At 73.7% G+C, this 20468-nt stretch carries 13 protein-coding genes; 8 read left to right on the top strand and 5 right to left on the bottom strand.

Annotation, left to right across the window (positions count from 1 at the left end):
• Positions 1-26 precede the first annotated feature (26 nt).
• Entirely contained in the window at positions 27-3506 is a 3480-nt protein-coding gene (locus tag LNW72_RS15370; protein ID WP_250975936.1) for a beta-N-acetylglucosaminidase domain-containing protein, read from the bottom strand.
• A gap of 542 nt (positions 3507-4048) precedes the next feature.
• On the opposite strand from LNW72_RS15370, the gene LNW72_RS15365 reads away from it, so the two are divergent.
• The 3 genes from LNW72_RS15365 to LNW72_RS15355 all read left to right on the top strand — a co-directional run bounded on the left by LNW72_RS15365 (position 4049) and on the right by LNW72_RS15355 (position 7966).
• Complete coding sequence (locus LNW72_RS15365) at positions 4049-5455, top strand: amidase (RefSeq protein ID WP_250975935.1); 1407 nt, start codon at positions 4049-4051, stop codon at positions 5453-5455.
• Positions 5456-5546: 91 nt separating this feature from the next.
• On the top strand, positions 5547-7601 hold the full coding sequence (malQ, locus tag LNW72_RS15360) for a 4-alpha-glucanotransferase (RefSeq protein ID WP_250975934.1): 2055 nt from the start codon (positions 5547-5549) through the stop codon (positions 7599-7601).
• A gap of 179 nt (positions 7602-7780) precedes the next feature.
• Positions 7781-7966, top strand: coding sequence for a hypothetical protein (locus LNW72_RS15355; protein WP_285370352.1), 186 nt, complete (start codon positions 7781-7783; stop codon positions 7964-7966).
• Positions 7967-8011: 45 nt separating this feature from the next.
• On the opposite strand, the gene LNW72_RS15350 is transcribed toward LNW72_RS15355, so the two are convergent.
• The gene (locus LNW72_RS15350) at positions 8012-8515 is read right to left on the bottom strand and encodes a MarR family transcriptional regulator (protein ID WP_250975932.1); all 504 of its coding nucleotides are present in this window, start codon (positions 8513-8515) and stop codon (positions 8012-8014) included.
• 117 nt (positions 8516-8632) lie between these two features.
• Between LNW72_RS15350 and LNW72_RS15345 the strand changes: the two genes are divergently transcribed.
• Together LNW72_RS15345 and LNW72_RS15340 are read left to right on the top strand one after the other, a co-directional pair.
• Positions 8633-9913 carry an MFS transporter gene (locus tag LNW72_RS15345; RefSeq protein WP_250975931.1) on the top strand — a complete coding sequence of 427 codons (1281 nt, stop codon included), beginning with the start codon at positions 8633-8635 and terminating at the stop codon, positions 9911-9913.
• A 115-nt stretch (positions 9914-10028) separates the two neighbouring features.
• A complete protein-coding gene (locus tag LNW72_RS15340) occupies positions 10029-10961 on the top strand; it encodes an EamA family transporter (protein WP_250975930.1) in 933 nt (310 codons plus the stop codon).
• Here LNW72_RS15340 and LNW72_RS15335 read toward each other — a convergent pair.
• The gene (locus tag LNW72_RS15335) at positions 10958-11581 is read right to left on the bottom strand and encodes a class I SAM-dependent methyltransferase (protein WP_250975929.1); all 624 of its coding nucleotides are present in this window, start codon (positions 11579-11581) and stop codon (positions 10958-10960) included. The two genes, LNW72_RS15340 and LNW72_RS15335, sit on opposite strands and share 4 nt — an antisense overlap.
• 150 nt (positions 11582-11731) lie before the next feature.
• Here LNW72_RS15335 and LNW72_RS15330 point away from each other — a divergent pair, with 150 nt between their 5' ends.
• The gene (locus LNW72_RS15330; RefSeq protein WP_250975928.1) at positions 11732-12700 is read left to right on the top strand and encodes a DMT family transporter; all 969 of its coding nucleotides are present in this window, start codon (positions 11732-11734) and stop codon (positions 12698-12700) included.
• On the opposite strand, the gene LNW72_RS15325 is transcribed toward LNW72_RS15330, so the two are convergent.
• Positions 12684-14105: a DUF234 domain-containing protein gene (locus tag LNW72_RS15325; protein ID WP_250975927.1), complete on the bottom strand. Its 1422-nt coding sequence runs from the start codon at positions 14103-14105 to the stop codon at positions 12684-12686. The two genes, LNW72_RS15330 and LNW72_RS15325, sit on opposite strands and share 17 nt — an antisense overlap.
• A 139-nt stretch (positions 14106-14244) precedes the next feature.
• On the bottom strand, positions 14245-16824 hold the full coding sequence (gene pepN, locus LNW72_RS15320) for an aminopeptidase N (protein WP_250975926.1): 2580 nt from the start codon (positions 16822-16824) through the stop codon (positions 14245-14247).
• Positions 16825-17009: 185 nt separating this feature from the next.
• On the opposite strand from pepN, the gene LNW72_RS15315 reads away from it, so the two are divergent.
• Positions 17010-17879: an ABC transporter ATP-binding protein gene (locus LNW72_RS15315; protein WP_250975925.1), complete on the top strand. Its 870-nt coding sequence runs from the start codon at positions 17010-17012 to the stop codon at positions 17877-17879.
• On the top strand, positions 17876-20404 hold the full coding sequence (locus LNW72_RS15310) for an FtsX-like permease family protein (protein WP_250975924.1): 2529 nt from the start codon (positions 17876-17878) through the stop codon (positions 20402-20404). Before LNW72_RS15315 ends, LNW72_RS15310 begins: the two co-directional genes overlap by 4 nt.
• The last annotated feature ends 64 nt before the right edge of the window (positions 20405-20468 follow it).

Below are 20468 nucleotides of genomic sequence, written 5' to 3'. Positions count from 1 at the left end.
CCGGGCGCCCGTTTCGCGTGGGCCGGTCACGGCAGGACGGCGTAGGCCTCCACGCCGAACAGGCTGTAGCTGTACTTCGTCGCCCGCTGGACGCCGTGCACTCGCAGGAACCGGGCCCCCGCCCACGGGGCGGTCGCGTCGTCCAGGCGGACCGACTCGGTGCCGCCCTTGCCGTCGCGCACGGTCGCCGCGGTGTGCCACGTCACCCCGTCGGCCGAGGTCTGCACCTCGTAGCGGGCGGCGTACGCGTCCTGCCAGTGCAGCACCACCCGGCCCACCCGGGCCGGCGCGGCCAGCTCCACCTGGACCCACGCATCGTCCTGCACCGGCGATGACCAGCGGGTTTCCGGGTCGCCGTCGGCGATCGCCGCAGCCGGGAAGGCCGGGGTCTCGTCCCCGGAGGACGTCGCCCGCGCGCCCCTGACCAGGTCGGGGCCGCCGGTCCGCGGCCGGGCCCGTACGGTGATCCACTGCTCGGCCGAACGGCCGTCCACCGTGAAGCGCACCGGAATGGAGTACGTGCCCGGCGCGGAGCCGGGCGGCACCGACACCCGCACCGGTACGACCGGCGCCGCGCCGCGCCGCACGACGACGGAGGCGGGCACCTCCACGTGGGCGCCACCCTTCGGTGCCGCCGCCTCCAGCGTGCCCTGCGTGTCCAGCGGCCGTTCGGAGCGCAGCTCCGCGTGGACGGTGACCGGGTCGCCGCCGATCTCCGCGTCGGCCTCGGCGTCGTCCAGCGTGATCCGCGGCGGTTCGGTGAACCACGGCACGATCTCGTGGACGGCCGGGACCGGGTTCGGGACCTGGTTCGGGCCCGGCGTACCGCTGCCGCCGGTCGTGGTGAGCCGGATCGCGTCGGCCGTCACCCCGTGGGCCGACAGCTCCGTCCACCCGTCCGCGAGGGTGCCCACACGCTGCCATCCCTTGCCGGGGACCCGTACCTCCACGGAGGCGGGGGAGGGGGTGGCGCTGGCGCCTGCGGCCGGGGGCTGTGCCGTGCCGCCCGGTTCCGTCAGCACGGTCACCGCCTCCAGCGGTCGGGCGGCGCCGAATTCGACGGTCAGCGGCCCGTCGGTCCCGTCGGTTCCGTCCGGTCCGGACGGCCGGTACGAGGTCGTCACGTCGTCGTCCGCGACGGCACGGGCGGCCGGGGCGCCGCCGACCACCTGCGCCGCGGTCCCGTCGACCGGCACGTCGAACGCCCGCACCGCCACCGAGCTGGGCTGCGCGCCCGTCGCCCGCAGCCGGACGAAGCGCGCGCGGGCGCCCGCCGGGAGCCGTACCGCGATCGTCCGCCGGTCGTGGAAGGCACCGGCCGACCGCCAGCCCGCGTCGTCGCCCGCCGAGTACTCCAGCACCGCGTCGTGCAGATAGTCCTCGGAGTCGGCGGCGCCGCCCATCACGATCCGCACCCCGCCCACCGGCCGGACCAGGCCGAGGTCCACCCCGAACGCGTCGCCCTCCTGCGGCGGCGTGTCGCTCGACCACGCCGTGCCGTCCTTGCCGTCGACCATCAGGGACGGATCGGTGGCCCGGGCCGAACCCTGCGTGACGATGGCCTTCCGCGCGTCGGCGTGCACGCCCGTCCAGGAGTCCGCCGTCGTGGTCGCCGTCGTCAGGAACGTGTCCAGGACGGTGCTGCCGCCCATCGTCGCCGTCCCCGCGCCGAGCCCGGTGCGGGCCCGCCGCACCGCCAGCCGCCCCTGCCAGCCGGCCGCCCCGTCACCACGGGCCTGCGCCAGCAGCATGTCCACCGCCCGCTCGCCCGCCGTGCCGTACAGCGCCAACCGGTCCAGCCACGGCCGTACTTCACCGCCGAACGAGCCGGCCGCCAGCCCCGCGAGCCGGCCCGGCGCCCACCGCATCGTGGTGAACGCGGCCCGCAGCCGGCGGGCCGCGTCCGGCAGCCCCTTGCGGTCCGCCGACCCGTACGCCGTCCAGAAGTCCGCCAGCAGCGGCCGCAGATACGCCGACTCCGTACCGCCGAGCGCCGACGACGCGTCATTGCCCGCCAGCGAGCGCAGCGCCTCGCGGGCGCCCCGGTCGGGACCGGCGAGATCGTCGATCGCCGCCTGCCAGGAGGCCTGGGCGTCGTACCCGTGCGCGTTCCACGCGTAGTCGGCCGTGGTGAACAGCGCGATCCGAGACGCCACCGGCTGCTGCATCGCCGCCGCGACCACCCCTGCGGACACGCTCGCGACGGCCGGCTCCCGGCCCGTGTACGGGCCGAGGAAGAGCCGGGTGGGCGCGTAGTCGTTGACCGGGTAGTTGTCGACGGTCAGGAGGGAGTGCTTGAACGCTGCCGCTGTGGTGGCCAGTTGGGTGCCGGTGATCCGCTCGGGCACCACGCCGACGCCCGTCCACGCCACGGCGACGCCGGGGCGCAGCGCGGTTGCGAGCGCGGTGCGGTATTTCGTGGGGCCGTCCTGGTAGTACTCGGTGGGCATGAGGGACAGGTCGGCTGCGCCTGCGCCTGTGCGGCCCGTCAGATGATCGGCGAGCGCGTTCGTCAGCCGCGCCTGCGCGCGGGCCGCCGCTTCCGGGCCCTTGCCGAACTCCTTCGCGTCCGCGCCGCAGTGCCACTCCGTGTAGCTCACGTCCTGGAACTGCAGCTGGAACGCGCGGATGCCCAGCGCCCACATGGCGTCGGTCTTGCGGGTCAGCGCGCGCAGATCGTCCGCCGACGAGAAGCAGAATCCCTGGCCGGGGGCGACGGCCCAGGCGAGCGTCACGTGATTCGCCGCCGCGCGGTCGGCGAGCGCCCGGAACTGTGCCCGCTGCGCGGCCGGGTACGGCTCCCGCCACTTCGCCGCCTGCCGGTACGGGTCGTCGCCCGGCGCGTACAGCAGCCGGTTCTGCTTGGTGCGGCCCATGAAGTCCAGCTGCGACAGGCGCTGGGCCTGGGTCCAGGGGACCCCGTAGAAACTCTCCGCGGTCCCGCGGACCCTGGCGGTCGGCCAATCCCGGATCAGCGCCGCGGCGAAGGCCTTTCCACGGAGCAGCTGGCGCAGGGTCTGCGCGGCGTGGAACAGACCGTCGGTGCCGACGCCCGCGAGGGCGACGGTGTCGCGGCCGGTGGCGAGCCGGTAGCCACCGGCCGGCAGGTCCGCCTGCGGCTCGGCTTTGAGGCGGCTCAGCTGGGCTTCGGCGGCGGGGCCGTCGGCGTAGACGATGAGGCCGGTTGTGGTTGCCGTGGTGGCTTCAAGGATGGTGCGGGCGCCGGCTTCCCGGAGGGCGTCGCGGATGACGGTGAGCGCGTACGGGTCGGCTGTGGGGGCGGCGACGAGGGTGACGGTGGGGGTCACCTGGGCGGCTTCGCCGTCCGTGCCGTGGAGGGACTGGGGGCGCGGCCAGACGGACGGCTGCGCCTGCGCCTCTTGTTGGCGCGGCGGTGACTCCGGTGCGGCGCCGGCGGCGGGCACGTTCCCGAGGACACCGCCGAGGACACCGCCGATGACGGCGGCCACCAATGCCACGGCTGATCGGCTGCGCAAGGGCTGCACGGGTCCTCCTCGCGGCACGCGGTGAACTGAGCGCTGAGCCCATCACTGTGGTGGCGGCCGTGTCAACGCGGGTTGTCCTGCCGACGGCTTGCTCGGGGTCGGTGCCCGGGCCCTCCGGGGTGGGGGGTCGAAATCGACTATTTACGGGCCTGGCGGCCCACAAATAGCTCGGCAGCACTTCGACCCCCCACCCCTCCGACCCCGGTCCCCTCACGTCACCACCACCCCGTCGGCCCACCGGCCCGCCGACCTCCGCGACCCGGTGCACCCGGCCACCGCCCCACCCCGCCGGTAGGCATAGATGGGGCGGGTGGGCGGGGAATGCCCGCCGCAGGCGCAACGGTGCCGCGGGCGTCCGCGTACCCGAACCCCCGCCCGGAGGCGCGTCGCGCAACGGCCGTCTCGGGGCGGCCGAGCCCCGCTGTGCAGCCCCGCCGTGAGGCGAAAGGGCGGGTGGGTGGGGAACAGCCCGCCGCAGGCGGAAGCGGCTCGCACGGGCCGGCATACCCGTGGTTCCGCCCGGACCGAACTACCCTGCCCGGATGGGCGAACCTCATGAGTTGACGATGCTGGAGCAGGCCGCCGCGGTCCGGGGCAAGGTTCTCTCCCCAACGGAGTTGGCGCGGCATTACCTCGGGCGGATCGACCGGCTGAACGATGCCGTCGGGGCGTATGTGACCGTGACGCCCGAGCGCGCGCTCGAGGACGCGCGGCGGGCGGAGCGGCGGTTGGCGGAGGGTGGGGTGCTGCCGCCGCTGTTGGGGGTGCCGGTGCCGGTGAAGGATCTGACGCCGGTGGCGGGGGTGCGGTGGACGGCGGGGTCGGCGGTGTTCGCGGACCAGGTCGCCGAGTCGGGGACGCACGTCGGGGAGCTGCTGCGGGCCGCCGGGACGGTGCTGCTCGGGAAGACGAACACGCCCGAGTTCGGGCTGCCGGCGTACACCGAGGGCCGGGTGGCCCCTCCGGCGCGGAGCCCGTACGACACGGAGCTGATGGCCGGCGGGTCCAGCGGGGGAGCGGCGGCCGCCGTGGCCGCCGGGCTGGCGCCCGCCGCGCACGGGAACGACGGCGGGGGCTCGATCCGCATTCCGGCGAGCTGCTGCGGGGTGGTGGGGCTGAAGCCCAGCCGGGGGCGGGTGAGCCCGGCGCCGTACGGGGATGTGACGGGGCTGGCGGTGACGGGGCCGATCGCGCGGAACGTGCGGGACACGGCGGCGCTGCTGGATGTGATGGCGGGGCCGGTGCCGGGGGATCCGATGCCGGTGGCGGCGTCGGGGACGTCGTTCCTGGAGTGGTGCGAGCGGGAGCCGCGGCGGTTGCGGATCGGGCGGTGGGCGCGGCCCGATGTCGACGTGCCGGTGGATCCGGTGGTGCTGGCGGCGTACGAGCGGACGTCGGCGCTGCTCGCGGGTCTTGGCCATGAGGTGGTGGACGTCGAGCAGCCGCTCGGGCCGGGGGACCACGGGTCGTTCGATCCGGTGTGGGAGGTGATGGCGCTGATGGCACCGGTGCCGGCCGAGCGGGAGGGGGAGTTGATGCCGCTGACGCGGTGGCTGCGGGAGCGCGGCCGGGCGGCTTCGGGGGAGCGGTTCGCGATGGCGCTGGGGGCGATGCAGGCGGTGGGGCGGAAGTTCGCGGCGGCGGTGGCGCCGTTCGACGCGGTGCTGACGCCGACGCTGGCCCAGCTGCCGCAGCCGGTGGGGGCGTTGCGCGACGACGCGGATCCGGCGGCGGATTTCGCGGCGCAGTACGCGTTCACGCCGTTCACGGGGGCGTGGAACATCGCGGGTCTGCCGGCGGTGTCGCTGCCGGTGGAGTGGACGGACGGCGGGCTGCCGGTCGGGATGATGCTCGGCGCGGCGCACGGTGCGGAGGGTCCGCTGCTGGCGCTCGCGGCTCAGGTGGAGGCGGCGGCGCCGTGGCGGGAGCGGCGGCCGGCGGGTTGGTAGCGGTGCCGGGCGGGGTGGCGGCGTCTGACGGGGTGTCCGGTGGGGTAAGGCTGGGGTGACCCCCACCCCGCACGGTGATCTTGGAGGCCCGATGGACCGGGAGCGGCTGGCCGCGCTGCACGGCGTGGACACGACGTACCGCCCTGGGCCGGACCGGGAGGTCCGGGTGCCGGAGGAGACGGTGGTGGCCGTGCTGGCCGCGCTGGGGGTGGACGCCTCGACGCCGCAGGCGGTGCGGGACGCGCTGGCCGCGTACGAGCACCGCGACCGGCAGCGGCTGCTGGCGCCGTGCACGGTGGTGCGGACCGGCCGTCCGCTGCCGCTCGGGCTCCCGGAAGGGACCCGGGTGCTGATCGAGGCGGAGTCGGGCGAGGTGTTCGACGCCGGCGACTGGGAGCGGATTCCGCTCGGCCGGCATGTGGTGCGGGCGACCGCGCTGGACGGGCGGACGGCGCGGGCCGATCTGGTGATCGCGCCCGAGCGGCTGCCGGGTCCGCCGGGGCGCACGTTCGGCTTCATGGCGCAGCTCTACTCGACGCTGTCGGAACGCTCCTGGGGGATGGGTGACCTGGGCGATCTCGCCGATCTGGCGGCCTGGTCGGGGCGGGCGCTGGGGGCCGGGTTCCTGCAGATCAATCCGCTGCACATCGCGGTGCCGGGGCGGCCGACGGATCCCTCGCCGTACCGTCCGTCGTCCCGGCGGTTCCCCGATCCGGTGTATCTGCGGGTCGAGGACGTTCCGGAGTACGCGTATCTGGCGCCGGAGGACCGGGTGCAGGCCGTGGAGCTGGCCGGCCGGGCCGCGGCGCTGCGGGCGGGTGTGCTGTACAAGGACGCGCTGATCGACCGGGACGCGGTGTGGGAGCTGAAGCTGGAGGCGCTGGGGCTGGTGCGGAAGGTGCCGCTGCAGCCGGGGCGCCGGGCCGGGTACGCCGACTTCCTGGCCGAGCAGGGGCAGTCGCTGGACGACCACGCCACCTGGTGCGCGCTCGCGGAGGTGCACGGTCCTGACTGGCACGCGTGGCCCGCCGGGCTGCGTGATCCGCGGTCCGCGCAGGTCGCGCGGGCCCGCAGCGAACTGCTGGACCGGGTGGACTTCTACTGCTGGCTCACGTGGCTGACGGATGATCAGCTGGGCGCGGCGCAGACGGCGGCGCGGGCCGCGGGGATGCCGATCGGGATCGTGCACGACCTGGCCGTCGGGGTGCATCCATCGGGCTCGGACGCGTGGGCGATGCAGGACGCGCTGGCCCGGGGCATGTCGGTGGGCGCGCCGCCGGACGCGTTCAACTCGCGCGGCCAGGACTGGGGCCTGCCGCCCTGGCGGCCGGACGCGCTGGCGGCCACCGGGTACACCCCGTACCGGGATCTGCTGAGCCGGCTGCTGCGGCACGCGGGGGCGCTGCGGATCGACCATGTGATGGGGCTGTTCCGGCTCTGGTGGGTGCCGGAGGGCCGGCCGCCGACCGAGGGCGCCTATGTCCGGTACGACGCGGAGGCGATGCTCGGGGTGCTCGCCCTGGAGGCGCACCGGGCGGGCGCGGTGGTGATCGGCGAGGACCTGGGGACGGTGGAGAACGGGGTCAGGGAGGAGCTGTCGGACCGCGGCATCCTCGGCACGTCGGTGCTGTGGTTCGAGCGGAACCACGACGGGGACGGCAAGCCGCTGGCGCCGGAGGCCTGGCGGCCGGCCTGTCTGGCCACCGTCACCACGCACGATCTGCCCAGTACGGCGGCCCGGCTGACGGGCGAGCACGTCGAGCTGCGCTACCGGCTGGGGCTGCTGACCCGGCCGCTGGCCGAGGAGCAGGCGGAGGACGCGGCGGAGGTCGCGGAGTGGATCGCGCTGCTCGGCCGGCTGGGGCTGCTGCCGGAGGGCGCGGGCGACGAGGAGGCCGTCGTCAAGGCCGTCCACCGGTTCCTGGCGCGCACTCCGGCGGCGATGGTCGGCGTCTGGCTGCCGGACGCGGTCGGCGACCGCCGACCGCAGAATCTGCCGGGCACCTGGGACCAGTACCCGAACTGGCGGCTGCCGGTGGCCGACGCGGCGGGCCGGCCGGTCACCCTGGAGCAGCTCGCCGGATCGCCGCGGCTGCACGCGCTGCTGGACGAGGTGCGGGCCGCGCTGGCGGCCCGCCCGGAGTGACGCCGTCCTCCGTTGCCGCAGGTCGCAAGGACATGGGCGTGTAAAGACATGGGCAAGGACCCCCATAAGGACACCCCGGGCGTGCGGGCCCGGAGGTCGTTCACTACATTGAGGGCGTGGACAAGAAGCTCAACAAGAAGGCCGTGCGCGCCGGGGTCATCACCGCCGGGACGACGCTGATGCTGCTGATGTCGTCCCCCGCGTTCGCGGTCACCCGCGACGACGGCGACGACCCGGGTTCCGGCCTGAGTGTCGTACAGACCCTCGGCCTCTTCGTGCTCGCGCCGATCGCGCTGTTCGCGATCATCGCCGGCGTGGTGATGGCGACCGACAAGACCCGTAAGCAGCAGCAAGAGCGCGGCTGACGCCTTTCTCCTGCTGGCCCCCTGACCGCATGCGCGGCAGGGGGCTCAGTGCTGTTCCGACGATCCGAGCAGCTGCCGCAGCAGGTCCGAGAGCTGCGCGGCCTGCTCGTCGTCCATCGCGCCGAGAGCCGCCTTCTGCACGGCGAGCCCGGCGCCCACCGCCTCGTGCAGCAGCGTGAGGCCGCGTTCGGTGAGGGTGACCCGCAGACCGCGCCGGTCGTGCGGGTCCGGGCTGCGCTCGACGAGGCCGGCGCGCTCCAGCTTGTCCAGCCGTCCCGTCATGCCGCCGGTGGTGAGCAGCAGCGTCGAGGAGAGCTCGCGCGGTGACAGGGTGTGCGGCTCACCGGCCCTGCGCAGCGTCGCCAGTACGTCGAACTCGCCGCGGCTGATGCCGAAGCGCCCGTACTCCTTCTCCATCTGGTCGCCGACCGCGCGCGCGATGCGGTAGATGCGGCCGAAGATCGCCATCGGCACGGTGTCGAGGTCGGGGCGGACCTCGTTCCACTGCGCGGTGATCTTGTCCAGGGGATCCGGGGCGGGGGTGGTCATACGCACCAGTATCGGACGAGGGACGATCGCTGGCAAGAAAGTAGATTGACGGTAAGTCGCTTAGTAGTAAGCTAATCACCATCGAGCTACTTCGGCGACGATCTCCCAGGAGCGGACATGCCCAGCACCCAGCGGATCCCCGGTGAGCGGTCGATGCTCGCCGCGATGACCGTCAACGCGGTCGGCTCCGGGATGTACCTCCCCTTCACCCTGATCTTCTTCCACCACGTCACGGGGCTGTCGTTCGCCGCCGTCGGCGCGGTGCTCACGGCGGCCGGGCTCATCGGGCTCACCACGCTGCCGCTGGCCGGCACCGCCGTCGACCGCTTCGGGGCGCGCCGCGTCCAGCTGGTGCTCTTCGGGGTGCGGGGGCTGGGCTTCGCGCTCTACCCGTTCGCCCAGTCGGTGCCCGCCTTCGCCGTCGTCGCCCTGGTCACGATCATCGGCGACGGCGCCTTCCCCGCCGTCCAGCAGTCCTTCCTCGGCGAGATCGCCCGCGGCGCCGACCGGGACCGGCTGCAGGCCGCCTCCCGGGCGCTCAGCAACGGCGGCATGGGCGCCGGCGCGCTGCTCGCCTCGCTCGTCGTCGGCTTCGGCGGCGACGCCGGCTTCACCGCGGCGGCCTGGCTCAACGCGGCCAGCTTCATCCTCTCGGCGCTGCTGATGTGGCGGGTTCGCCCGGTCCTGGTGGTCAGGGACGCGGCCGCCGTCGCCCGCCAGAAGGCCGGCTACCGGCTGGTGCTCCGTGACCGCCCGTTCCTCGGTCTGACCGCGGCCAACTTCCTCATCGCCCTGGGCTACACCGCGCTGCCCGTCCTGTACCCGCTCTACATCTCCACCTGGCTGCACGGCCCCGAGTCCCTGACCGGCGCCGCCTTCACCGTCAACACCGTGCTGTGCGCCGCGGGCGGCGTCCTGGTCGCCTCCTTCGTGCGCCGCCGCGGCGCCCGCCGCAACCGGTCCGCGGCGCTCGGCGCGGTGCTCTTCGCGGTGGCCTTCGCCGGACAGATCGTGCTCGGCACGGTGCGCCCGCAGGCCGGCTGGGCGATCGGCGCCGGCCTCGCCGTGATCATCACGGTGCACACCATTGGAGAGATGGTGCACAACCCGTCGGCCGGCGCCCTGGCCATCGCCGCCGCCCCGGACGCGGTACGCGGCCGGTACATGGCCGCCTACCAGTTCTCCTGGCAGCTGGTGCGGGCCATCGCCCCGTCGCTCTTCACCGGCCTGATGGCCGTCGACGGCCGGCTCCCGTGGCTGCTGCTCATCGGCACCACGCTCGGCGCGGCGCTCCTCCTGGTGCGGCTCGAGCCGCACCTGGCATCCGACGCGGTCCACCCGGCGGCCCCGCGCCCGGTGGCCGCCTCCCCGAAGCCGGACCTCGTCCCCGCCGCCTGATCCCCGCCTGATCGCCGTCTGTTCACCGCCTGATCCCTGATCGCCCGGTCGTCGCCCGGCTTCCGTTCCCGCGGCCCCCGCCCTTGTGACCGCTGCTCCCGTGAGGAGTCCGCAGATGTCCCGTCTCCCCACCATCGCCCTCACCGCCCTCGCCCCGCTGGCCTGGGGTTCCACCTACGCGGTCACCACCCAGCTCCTTCCGCCGGACCGCCCGCTGTTCGCCGGCCTGATGCGGGCACTGCCCGCCGGGCTCGTGCTGCTCGCCGCCACCCGGGCGCTGCCGCGCGGCGCCTGGTGGTGGAAGTCGGCGGTGCTCGGCACCCTCAACATCGGCGCCTTCTTCCCGCTGCTTTTCCTCGCCGCCTACCGGCTGCCCGGCGGCGTCGCCTCCGTCGTCGGCTCGGTGGGCCCGCTGTTCGTGGCGGGCCTCGCGGCGGCCCTGCTCAGCGAACGCCCCAGCGCCCGTACGCTCACGGCCGCGGTCATCGGGGCGGTCGGCGTCAGCCTCGTCGTCCTGCGGGCCGGTGCCGGATTCGACGCCCTCGGCCTGCTCGCCGGGGTCGCCGGCTCGGCGAGCATGTCGGCCGGGACCGTCCTGACCAAGCGCTGGGGACGCCCGGAGGGCGTCGGCCCGCTCGCCTTCACCGGCTGGCAGCTCACCGCCGGCGGCCTGCTGATCGCCCCGGTCGCCCTCCTCGTCGAGGGCCTCCCGCCCGCCCTCGACGCCCGCGCCGTCACCGGCTACGCGTACCTCGCCGTCGCCAACACCGCCGCCGCGTACTGGCTCTGGTTCCGCGGCATCGGCCGCCTCCCGGCAACGTCGGTCTCCCTCCTCGGCTTCCTCAGCCCGATCTCCGCCGCCGCCATCGGCTGGGCCGCCCTGAGCCAGGCCCTGACCCCCGTCCAACTGCTGGGCATGGCCATCGCGTTCACCGGAACCCTGCTGGGACAGCCGCACCACCAGCGAGCGAAGTCGGTGCCGCTGGTGGTGGGGACGTCGGTGCCGGCAACGGTGCCGGTGGCCGTGCCGAGTCGTCTCTCCCGCTAGGGGGCGACGGCTACGCCCAACGCGGCGGCGCCCATGGGTTTGGGGGCGCCGTCCTCGTAGAAGACGTCGACTTCCCTGATGGTGAATCCCGCGGTCGTCAGCATTTCGACGGTCGGCCGGGTGAGGTGGCAGCCGCCGAGGAGGCGTTTGTTCACCGGTTCGAGGCGGCGTTGCCAGCGGCGAATGTTCTCGTCCGTCTCCGGAGCCAGCCCGTGCTCGACGAAGTGCAGCGTGCCGCCGGGCCTGAGGACGCGTCGGATCTCGTGCAGGGCGGCATCCGCATCGGGGATGGTGCACAGGGTCCAGGTGGACAGGGCGGCGTCGAAGCTGTCGTCGGCGAAGGGGAGTGACTGGCCGTCCAGGCCGGCGCGGCGCACCGGGACCGTTGTCGCTCGGACCCGGTCGGCGGCGAGCCGCCAGCCGACGTCGGAGGGTTCGATCGCGGTCACGCCGGTGACGGCCGCCGGGTAGTAGGGAATGTTGTGGCCCGAGCCGAATCCGATCTCGACGATCTCGCCTTCCAGGCCCTCGCAGACCCGGCGTCGCAGGGGCACGGTCACCTTCACCCCGCAGGCGACATTGATGATCCGCGGCACGACCTGTTCGGCATAAATACCCATCTCTCGACCTCCGCGTCTCCCTTCCAGAATGTCACCGGAGGAGCCGGGACGCACTGTTTAGCACAACTGAACATATAGGTCAGAAACATTCGATGGACCTGATCGGTCGGCCGGGGCGACAGTGGGGAAACCGCCGACCGAAGGAGCCATGTGACCGTCCTGGATCACGCCCCCGCAACCGCCACAACCGCAACCGCCACAACCGCCACAACCGCCACCGCCACCCGTACTCCCGCCGGAGGCGGAGCCGGGCTCCTGCTCGCGGCCGTCGCGACCGTCGTGTGGTCCGGGAGCTTCGTCGTCTCCCGGGCGCTGCACGACGGCGTGCCGCCCGTGCAGGCCGCCTTCTGGCGGTGGGTGATCGCGCTGGTCGCGGTCGCGCCGTTCGCGGTGCGCCAGGCGTGGCGGGAACGGGCGCTGCTGAGACGTCACTTCGGGTACATCGCGCTCGCCGCGCTCCTCGGCATCACCGTCTACAACACACTGGTCAACCAGGCCGGGGTCACCACCTCCGCGAGCAACATGGGCATGATCATGGCGGCGGCGCCGGTGCTGATCGCCGTCTTCGCCCGGCAGCGGATCGGCGGGCGGCGGGCCGTGGGGCTGGTGATCGCGCTCCTGGGCGTGCTCACCCTGCTGGGCAAGGGCTCCCCGGCGGCGCTGCTCCGCCTCGACTTCACCACCGGCGACCTGTGGATGCTCGCCGCCGCCCTGTCGTTCGCCTGGTACAGCGCGCTGCTGCGCCGCAAGCCGGCCCGGATCGGCCAACTGCCGTTCCTGTTCGCCACCTTCGCGCTCGGTACGGCGCTCCTGGCGCCGGTGTACGTCGTCAGCCTGGTGACACAGGGCGGCTTCGCGCCCTCCGCCGGGACGGTGGGGCCGCTGCTCTACGTCGGCGTGTGCTCCTCGGCCGTCGCCTTCTTCGCCTGGAACAAGGCCATCTCGCTCATCGGCCCCGCCCGCGCCGGAATCGTCTACTACCTGCAGCCCGTCTGTGTCGCGCTGCTCTCCTTCGCCCTCCTTGGCGAGCGGACCGGTCCGCTGCAGATCCTCTGCATGGCGCTGATCCTGGCCGGCGTCGCCCTCGGCGCCTCCGGCCCGGTCACCGCCAGGCGGTGATCAGCTCCTCGGGCCCCACGGCCTGGACACCGTCCACCGACACGCCGCTGCGCGCCACCGCGATCAGCGGCGTCGAGGTGTCCGCGCCGGGCAGCTGGGAGCGATGGACGATCAGCTTGGCGAGGTCGTGGCCGTCGAACGGTCGTTTCTCCAGCCACTTGACGGAGCCGACGGCCGTGATGCGCTTGGCGATCGGCCCCCGGTCGGCCGCGACGATGTCGATCTCGGGATCGTTGTTGCGGGTCCAGTAGCCGCCGACCGCGCCGGTGTCGTCGGGTACCCCGCCCGCCCGCATGCGGAAGAGGGCGTCACGCACCACGGGTTCGATCGCCCGGCCGCGCCACGAGGTCCACGTCTGCAGGATGCGCGCGAACGTCAGGTCGCCCCGGCCGCGTTCGATCTCGGACATGTACGGCCCGAGCAGGGCGAGCCAGAAGCGCAGGTGCGGGTCGGCGACGTAGTAGCGGGTCTCCTTGGAGGGACGGGTCGACAGCGGGGTGATCGCCTCCACCACCCGCTTCGCGGTGAGCAGTTGGAGCGAACGGTTGAGGCTGGTGGGGGCGAGATCGCCGGCCGCCCGGCCGATCAGGGTGCGGGTCCGCTCACCCGACCCGATGGCCCCCAGCACCAGTCGCGCCTGTGCGTCGGCCGGGAACTCGGCGGCCAGCGACCGCTCCCCGCTCACGAGCAGCGCGGACGTCGGGTCCTCCACGACCTCGGCGAGGTAGTCGAAGACCCCCGCGCCACGGGGCCACTCCTCCAGCACGAGCGGCAGCCCGCCGGAGACGAGGAAGGCGTCGAAGGCGTCGGCGGGCGGTAGTTGCAGCATCTCGGCCACGTCGGCGGGGCTGAGCGCGGGGACCACCATCTCGGTGCCGCGCTGGTGGAACGGGCGGTCGTAGTCGTTGAGCCGCTCCATCATCGCCAGGTCGGAGCCGACGCAGAGCAGCAGCACCGGCTTCCTGGACAGCTCCCGGTCGAAGAGCTTCTGGAGTGTGCCCTCGAAGCCCGCGTCGTTCTTGATCAGGTACGGCATCTCGTCGAGGACGACCGCGCTCGGCCGGTCGTCGGGCAGGGCGGCGACCAGCAGGCGCAGGGCGGCGTCCCAGTCCCGGGGGGACTGGCCGATCAGGGTCGCGGCGCCGGGCAGGTCGGATGCCGCGGCGGTCTCGACGAACATCCGCAGGTCCGCCTCCGGGTTGGACTGCTGCGAGGCGGTGAAGAAGACGCTCGGCAGCCCGGAGCGCTCGATGAACTCCTCGACCAGCCGTGACTTCCCCACCCGGCGGCGGCCGCGGATCAGCATGGCCTTGCCCGGCCGCCCGGTCCGCCCGCCGTCCGCGACGCGCCGCAGCATGCGGTTGAGCGCGGCGAGCTCCGGCTCCCGGCCGATGAAGTTGTCCATCGCGGCCACCCTGATCAATAGGTCCATCTTTGGTACAACCAAAATCGAACCTACCAGAAATGGATGTGTTGTGCGTCACTCTGGACATGCGGGAGGCCCCGGACCTGGCGGGTCCGGGGCCTCCCGTACAGAGCCGGTACTACGCGGTGGCCGCCGCCGCGTCCGCCGCCTGGGCCTTCAGGGCGCGCTCCACACCCGAGCGGGACTCGATGACGAGCCGGCGCAGGGCCGGCACCGGGGTCGCCGAGGCGAGCCAGGCGTCGGTGGCGTCCAGGGTCGCCTGGGAGACCTGGAGGGCCGGGTAGAGACCGATCACGATCTGCTGGGCGATCTCGTGGCTGCGCGAGTCCCAGACGCCCTTGACCGCGCTGAAGTACCGCTCGGTGTAGGGCGCGAGGAGCTCGCGCTGATCGGTCTGCACGAAGCCGCCGATCGCGGACTCCTGCACGGAGTTCGCGAGCTTGTCGTCCTCGACGACCGCGGCCCAGACCGCGGCCTTGGCGTCGGCGGTCGGACGGGCGGCACGGGCGCCGGCCGCGTGCTCCTCGCCCGCCGAGGTCGGGTCGAGGGCGAGCTCCGCCGCGATGGCCGCCTCGTCCGCCCGGCCGGTCGCCGCGAGCCGGTGCAGCAGGGACCAGCGCAGCTCGGTGTCGACGGCCAGGCCGTCGATGACCTGCGAACCGTCCAGCAGCCCGGCGAGCAGCCCGAGCTGCTCCGGGGTGCGCGCGGTCGCCGCGAAGGCGCGGGCCCACGCGAGCTGGTGGTCGCTGCCGGGGGCGGCGGCGCGCAGCTGCTCCAGCGCGGCCTCCGTCCAGCGGGCCAGGCCGGTGTCGCGCCAGGCCGGGTCCGCGTACAGGTCGAGCGCGAGCTTGAGCTGGCGGTGCAGCGACTGGACGACGCCGATGTCCGACTCCTTGGTGATGCCGGAGAGCACCAGTTCCAGGTAGTCGCGGGTGGCGAGTTCGCCGTCACGCGTCATGTCCCAGGCCGCGGACCAGATCAGGGCGCGGGGGAGGGACTCGGTGAAGTCGCCGAGGTGGTCGCGGACGACGGCGAGGGACTCGTCGTCGAGGCGGACCTTGGCGTACGTCAGGTCGTCGTCGTTGAGCAGGATCACCGCGGGGCGCCGGGTGTCCCGCGGGAACGGCACCTCGGTCAGCTCGCCGTCGACGTCCAGCTCGATACGGTTGGTGCGGACCAGCTTGCCGTCCTGGAGGTCGTAGCAGCCCACCGCGATGCGGTGCGGCCGCAGCACGGCCTCGCCCTTCGCGCCGGCCGGCAGCGCCGGAGCCTCCTGGCGGACCGCGAAGGACGTGATCGTGCCGTCCTCGGCGAGGGTGATCTCCGGGCGCAGGATGTTGATGCCCGCGGTCTCCAGCCACGCCTTCGACCAGCTCTTCAGGTCGCGGCCCGAGGTTTTCTCCAGCGCGCCGAGCAGGTCGGACAGCTGGGTGTTGCCCCAGGCGTGCTGCTTGAAGTACGCCTGCACACCGGCGAAGAACTCGTCCATGCCGACGTAGGCGACGAGCTGCTTGAGCACCGAGGCGCCCTTGGCGTACGTGATGCCGTCGAAGTTGACCAGGACGTCGTCCAGGTCGTTGATCTCCGCCATGATCGGGTGGGTGGACGGCAGCTGGTCCTGCCGGTACGCCCAGGTCTTCATGGAGTTGGCGAACGTCGTCCACGACTGCGGGAACTTGCTGCCCGGCGCGTACGCCTGGCAGGCGATCGAGGTGTACGTGGCGAACGACTCGTTCAGCCAGAGGTCGTTCCACCACTCCATGGTGACCAGGTCGCCGAACCACATGTGGGCCAGTTCGTGCAGGATGGTCTCGGCGCGCGTCTCGTACGCCGCGTCCGTCACCTTGGAGCGGAAGACGTACTGGTCACGGATGGTGACCGCGCCCGCGTTCTCCATCGCGCCGGCGTTGAACTCCGGGACGAAGAGCTGGTCGTACTTGGCGAACGGGTACGGGAAGTCGAACTTCTCCTCGAACCAGTCGAAGCCCTGCCGCGTGACGTCGAAGATCGCGTCCGCGTCCAGGAACCCGGCCAGCGACGGGCGGCAGTAGATCGCCAGCGGGACGCTGCGGCCCGCGCCCTCCCACGTGCTGTGCACGGCCGTGTACGGGCCGGCGATCAGCGCGGTGATGTACGAGGAGATGCGCGGCGTCGGCTCGAAGCGCCAGACGTTGTCCTTGACGTCCTCGGGCTTGGGCGTCGGCGAGTTGGAGATGACCGTCCACCCCGCCGGGGCGTTCACCGTGAACCGGAAGGTGCCCTTGAGGTCGGGCTGCTCGAAGCTCGCGAAGACACGGCGCGCGTCCGGCACCTCGAACTGCGTGTACAGGTAAGCCTGCTTGTCGACCGGGTCGACGAAACGGTGCAGGCCCTCACCGGTGTTGGTGTAGGCGCAGTCCGCGACGACGCGCAGCTCGTTGCGGCCGGCCAGGAGCGACGGCAGGGCGATGCGCGAGTCCGCGAACACCTCCGCCGGGTCGAGCGCGGTGCCGTTCAGCACCACTTCGTGCACGGTCGGGGCGACCAGGTCGATGAATGAGGACCCCGCCTTCGCGGCATCGAAACGCACCGTGGTCACCGAGCGGAAGGTGCCCCCGTCCTGCGCGCCGCTCAGGTCGAGGTCGATCTCGTACGCGTCCACGGTGAGAAGGCGAGCACGCTGCTGCGCCTCCTCGCGGGTGAGGTTCGTGCCAGGCACGGTAGGCCACTCCTTAATGAAGACTGACCGCCATCCTCGCACGCTGCGCGGGCCGGGATCAGGGTCTGCACCAGCTCCGGCCTCGGGTTTTCCCCACCCCCAAGACGCCGGGAACCGGCATGGTCCGGGACCCCCGGTGATCCGTAACTTCGGAAGGGTCGTCGGCAACCGAAACAGAGGACATCATGCGACTCCGGTCGAAGCACTCCAGCACCGCCCCCACGGCCCCCGCGGCGCCGCAGTACCCGCCGCGGACCAGCGGTGACACCGCGCACGGCCGTACCGGGACGGGCTCGGGTGCCGCCGTCGAGCTGCGCTCGGTCCGCCGTACCTACGGCCGCGGCGACTCCACCGTGCACGCGCTGCGCGGCATCGACCTGGCGCTGCCGCGGGGCAGCTTCACCGCGGTGATGGGCCCCTCCGGTTCCGGCAAGAGCACCTTCCTGCAGTGCGCCGCCGGGCTCGACAAGCCCACGGCCGGCACCGTGCACCTGGGCGGCGCCGACATCACCGGTCTCAACGAGAACAAGCTCACCCAGCTGCGCCGCAGCCGCATCGGCTTCATCTTCCAGTCCTTCAACCTGCTGCCGTCGCTCACCGTGCAGCAGAACGTGCTGCTGCCGCAGCGGCTGGCCGGTGGCCGGCCCGACCGGCGGCGGGCGGCCCAGCTGCTCGCGCAGGTCGGCCTCGAGGGGTACGGAAGCCGGCGGCCCGGGCAGCTGTCCGGCGGCCAGCAGCAGCGGGTGGCCATCGCCCGCGCCCTGATCACCGAGCCCGAGGTGGTGTTCGCCGACGAGCCGACCGGCGCCCTGGACACCAACACCGCCCGCGAGGTGCTGGGTCTGCTGCGGCACGCCGTCGACCGGCTCGGCGCCACCGTCGTCATGGTCACCCACGACCCGGTCGCCGCCTCCTTCGCGGACCGGGTGCTCTTCCTCGCCGACGGTTCGTTCGCCGGTCACCTGGAGCGCCCGGAGCCGACGGAGATCGCCGACCACATGGTCGCGCTGACCACCGGCGCCCGCCCCGAGCGCGCTGCGAGGGCCGCCGCGTGAACGGTCTCGCCCGCGCCTCCGTGCGCTTCCGGCCCGCGTCCTTCGCCGGCACGTTCATCGCCCTGCTGTTCGCCGCCGCCGTCATCACCGCCTGCGGCACCCTGCTGCAGACCGGGATCGTCGCGCACCTCGCGCCCGAGCGCTACGCGGGTGCCCCGGTGGTCGTCGCCGCCGATCAGCACGCCCGGATGACCGTCGGCCACGGCGAGGACCGCGACGAGGAGGCCGAGCCGCTGCCCGACCGGGCCCGCGTCGACGCCGGGCTCGCGGACCGTATCGCCCGTGAACCGGGTGTCGCCGCGGCCGTGCCCGACGTGGCCTTCCCCGTGCAGAGCAAGGCGCTGCCGGCGCTGACCGGCCGCGACTGGTCGGCCACCGCGATCAGCACCGCCCCCGCCGCGAAGCCGCTCGCCGAGGGCCGCGCCCCGGCGGCCGGCGAGGTCGCCCTCGACGCCGCGACGGCGCACGCCGCGAAGCTCGGCACCGGCGACACCGTCACCCTCGTCACGCCCGCCAGTACCGGCAGTTACCGGATCGCCGGTCTGACGGTGGCGGGGTCCGGCTCCGCCACCGCCTGGTTCGAGGACGGCGCGGCGGGCCGGCTCGCCGGCCACCAGGGCCAGGCGGACGCCATCGCCGTCTACCCGCGCGCCGGTGTCAGCACCGATCAGCTCGCCGGGCAGGCCGAGCACGCCGTCGGCGGGCACGCCCTGGTGCGGACCGGGGACGACCGCGGCGAGGTCGAACACCCCGAACTCGCCGGCGGCAAGGAGATGCTGACGGGGCTGGGCGGCTCCTTCGGCGGCATCGCCGCCCTGACCGCGATCTTCGTCGTCATGGGCACCGTCGCCCTCGCCATCGGCCAGCGCAGCCGGGAGATCGCCCTGCTGCGGGCGATCGGCGCGACCCCGCGGCAGATCCGCCGCACCGTCGCCACCGAGGCGATGATCGTCGCCCCGCTCGCCGGCGCGGCCGGCATCCTGCCGGGACTGGCGCTCGCCCACTGGTGGTTCGGCCAGCTCGCCGACCGCGGTGCGGTGCCCGCCGGACTGCAGGTGTCCACCGGCTGGATCCCCATGGTCAGCGCGGTCGGCGCGGGCCTGCTCGGCTCGCTCGTCGCCGGCTATCTGGCCGCCCGCCGGCCGTCCAAGGCCCGGCCCAGCCAGGCGCTGGGCGAGGCGGCGGTGGAGCGGGGGCGCCCCGGACCCGTCCGTACGGTGCTCGGCGTGGCGGCCCTCGCCGGCGGCATCGTCGTGGCGTCGCTCGCGGCCCACGCCACGGGGGAGGACGCGGCCAACATCGCGCTCGGCGTCGTGATGCTCTTCATGCTCAGCGTCGCGCTGCTCGGTCCTGTCGTCGCCTGGCTCGCCGCCACGGTCCTCGGACTGCCGCTGCGGGCGGGGGCCGCGCCGGCCGTGCTCGCCGCCGCCAACGCCCGTGCCAACTCCCGCCGACTGGCCTCCGCGATCACCCCGATCGTGCTGGTCATCGCCTTCTGCGGCACGTTGGTCTTCATGCAGAGCACCATCAAGCACGTCTCCGCGGAGCAGGTGCGCGACGGTGTCGTCGCCGACCAGATCGTCAGCGGCACCGGCGCGGGGCTGCCGTCCACGACCGCCGCGGAAGCGGCGCGGGTGAAGGGCGTGGACGCGGCCGTCGGCATCCTGCGCACCGGAGTCCTCTACCGCTCGGCCGGCTCCTTCATCGGCGCCTCCACGCTGGGGGTCTCCGGGAATCCGGCGGACCTGGCCAAGGTGCTCGACGTCGGCGTCAAGGAGGGCTCGCTGACCGGGCTGGCGGCGAACGACACCGTCGCGCTGAACAGCCTGCTCGCCGACACCGCCAAGGTCTCGGTCGGAGACCGCATGGAACTGCGGCTCGGCGACGGCACCACGGTGCACCCCCGGGTCGTCGCCCTCTACGAGCGCGGTCTGGGTCTCGGCGAGGTGCTGATGCCGCGCGCCGCGGTCGCCGGACACGTGTCGGCCGCGTACGACAGCCAGGTGCTCGTCCGGGACGCGGCGGGCGCCGACCAGGCCGCCGTCGCGAGTGCGCTGCAACGGCTCGACGCCCCCGGCGTCGCGGTCACCGACCGCGCCGGCTATACCGCCCAGGTCGACAAGGACCTGGAGCTCAACGCCTGGGCCAACCGCGTGATGGCGGCGGTGCTCGGCGGATTCGCCGCCGTCGCGGCGGCCAACACCCTGGTGATGACGGTCCTCGACCGGCGCCGCGAGGTCGCCCTGCTGCGGCTGGCGGGCACCACCCGCCGCCAGGTGCTCGGGATGATGCGCTGGGAGGCGCTGCTCGTCGGCACCGCGGGCCTGGTGATCGGCACGGCCATCGCCTGGGCGACGCTCAGCCCGATCGCCCGCGGGCTGACCGGCGGCGCCCCGTACGTACCGCCCACCGTGGCGGCCGCCATCGCCGGCGGTGTGCTCCTGCTGGGCCTGGCCGCCACCGGCCTGCCGGCCAGGGCGCTGCTCCGCACCCGCCCGATCGAGGCGGGGGCGGCCCGCGAGTAGCGGGACCGGGGAACACGACGGGGCGGGTGCTCGTGAGAGCACCCGCCCCGAAGCGGTCCTACAG

The organism is Streptomyces sp. RKAG293 (assembly GCF_023701745.1).
Classification (GTDB): Bacteria; Actinomycetota; Actinomycetes; order Streptomycetales; family Streptomycetaceae; genus Actinacidiphila.
Note: the sequence above shows the minus strand (reverse complement) of the source record. Positions and strands in the feature narration are given on the sequence as shown.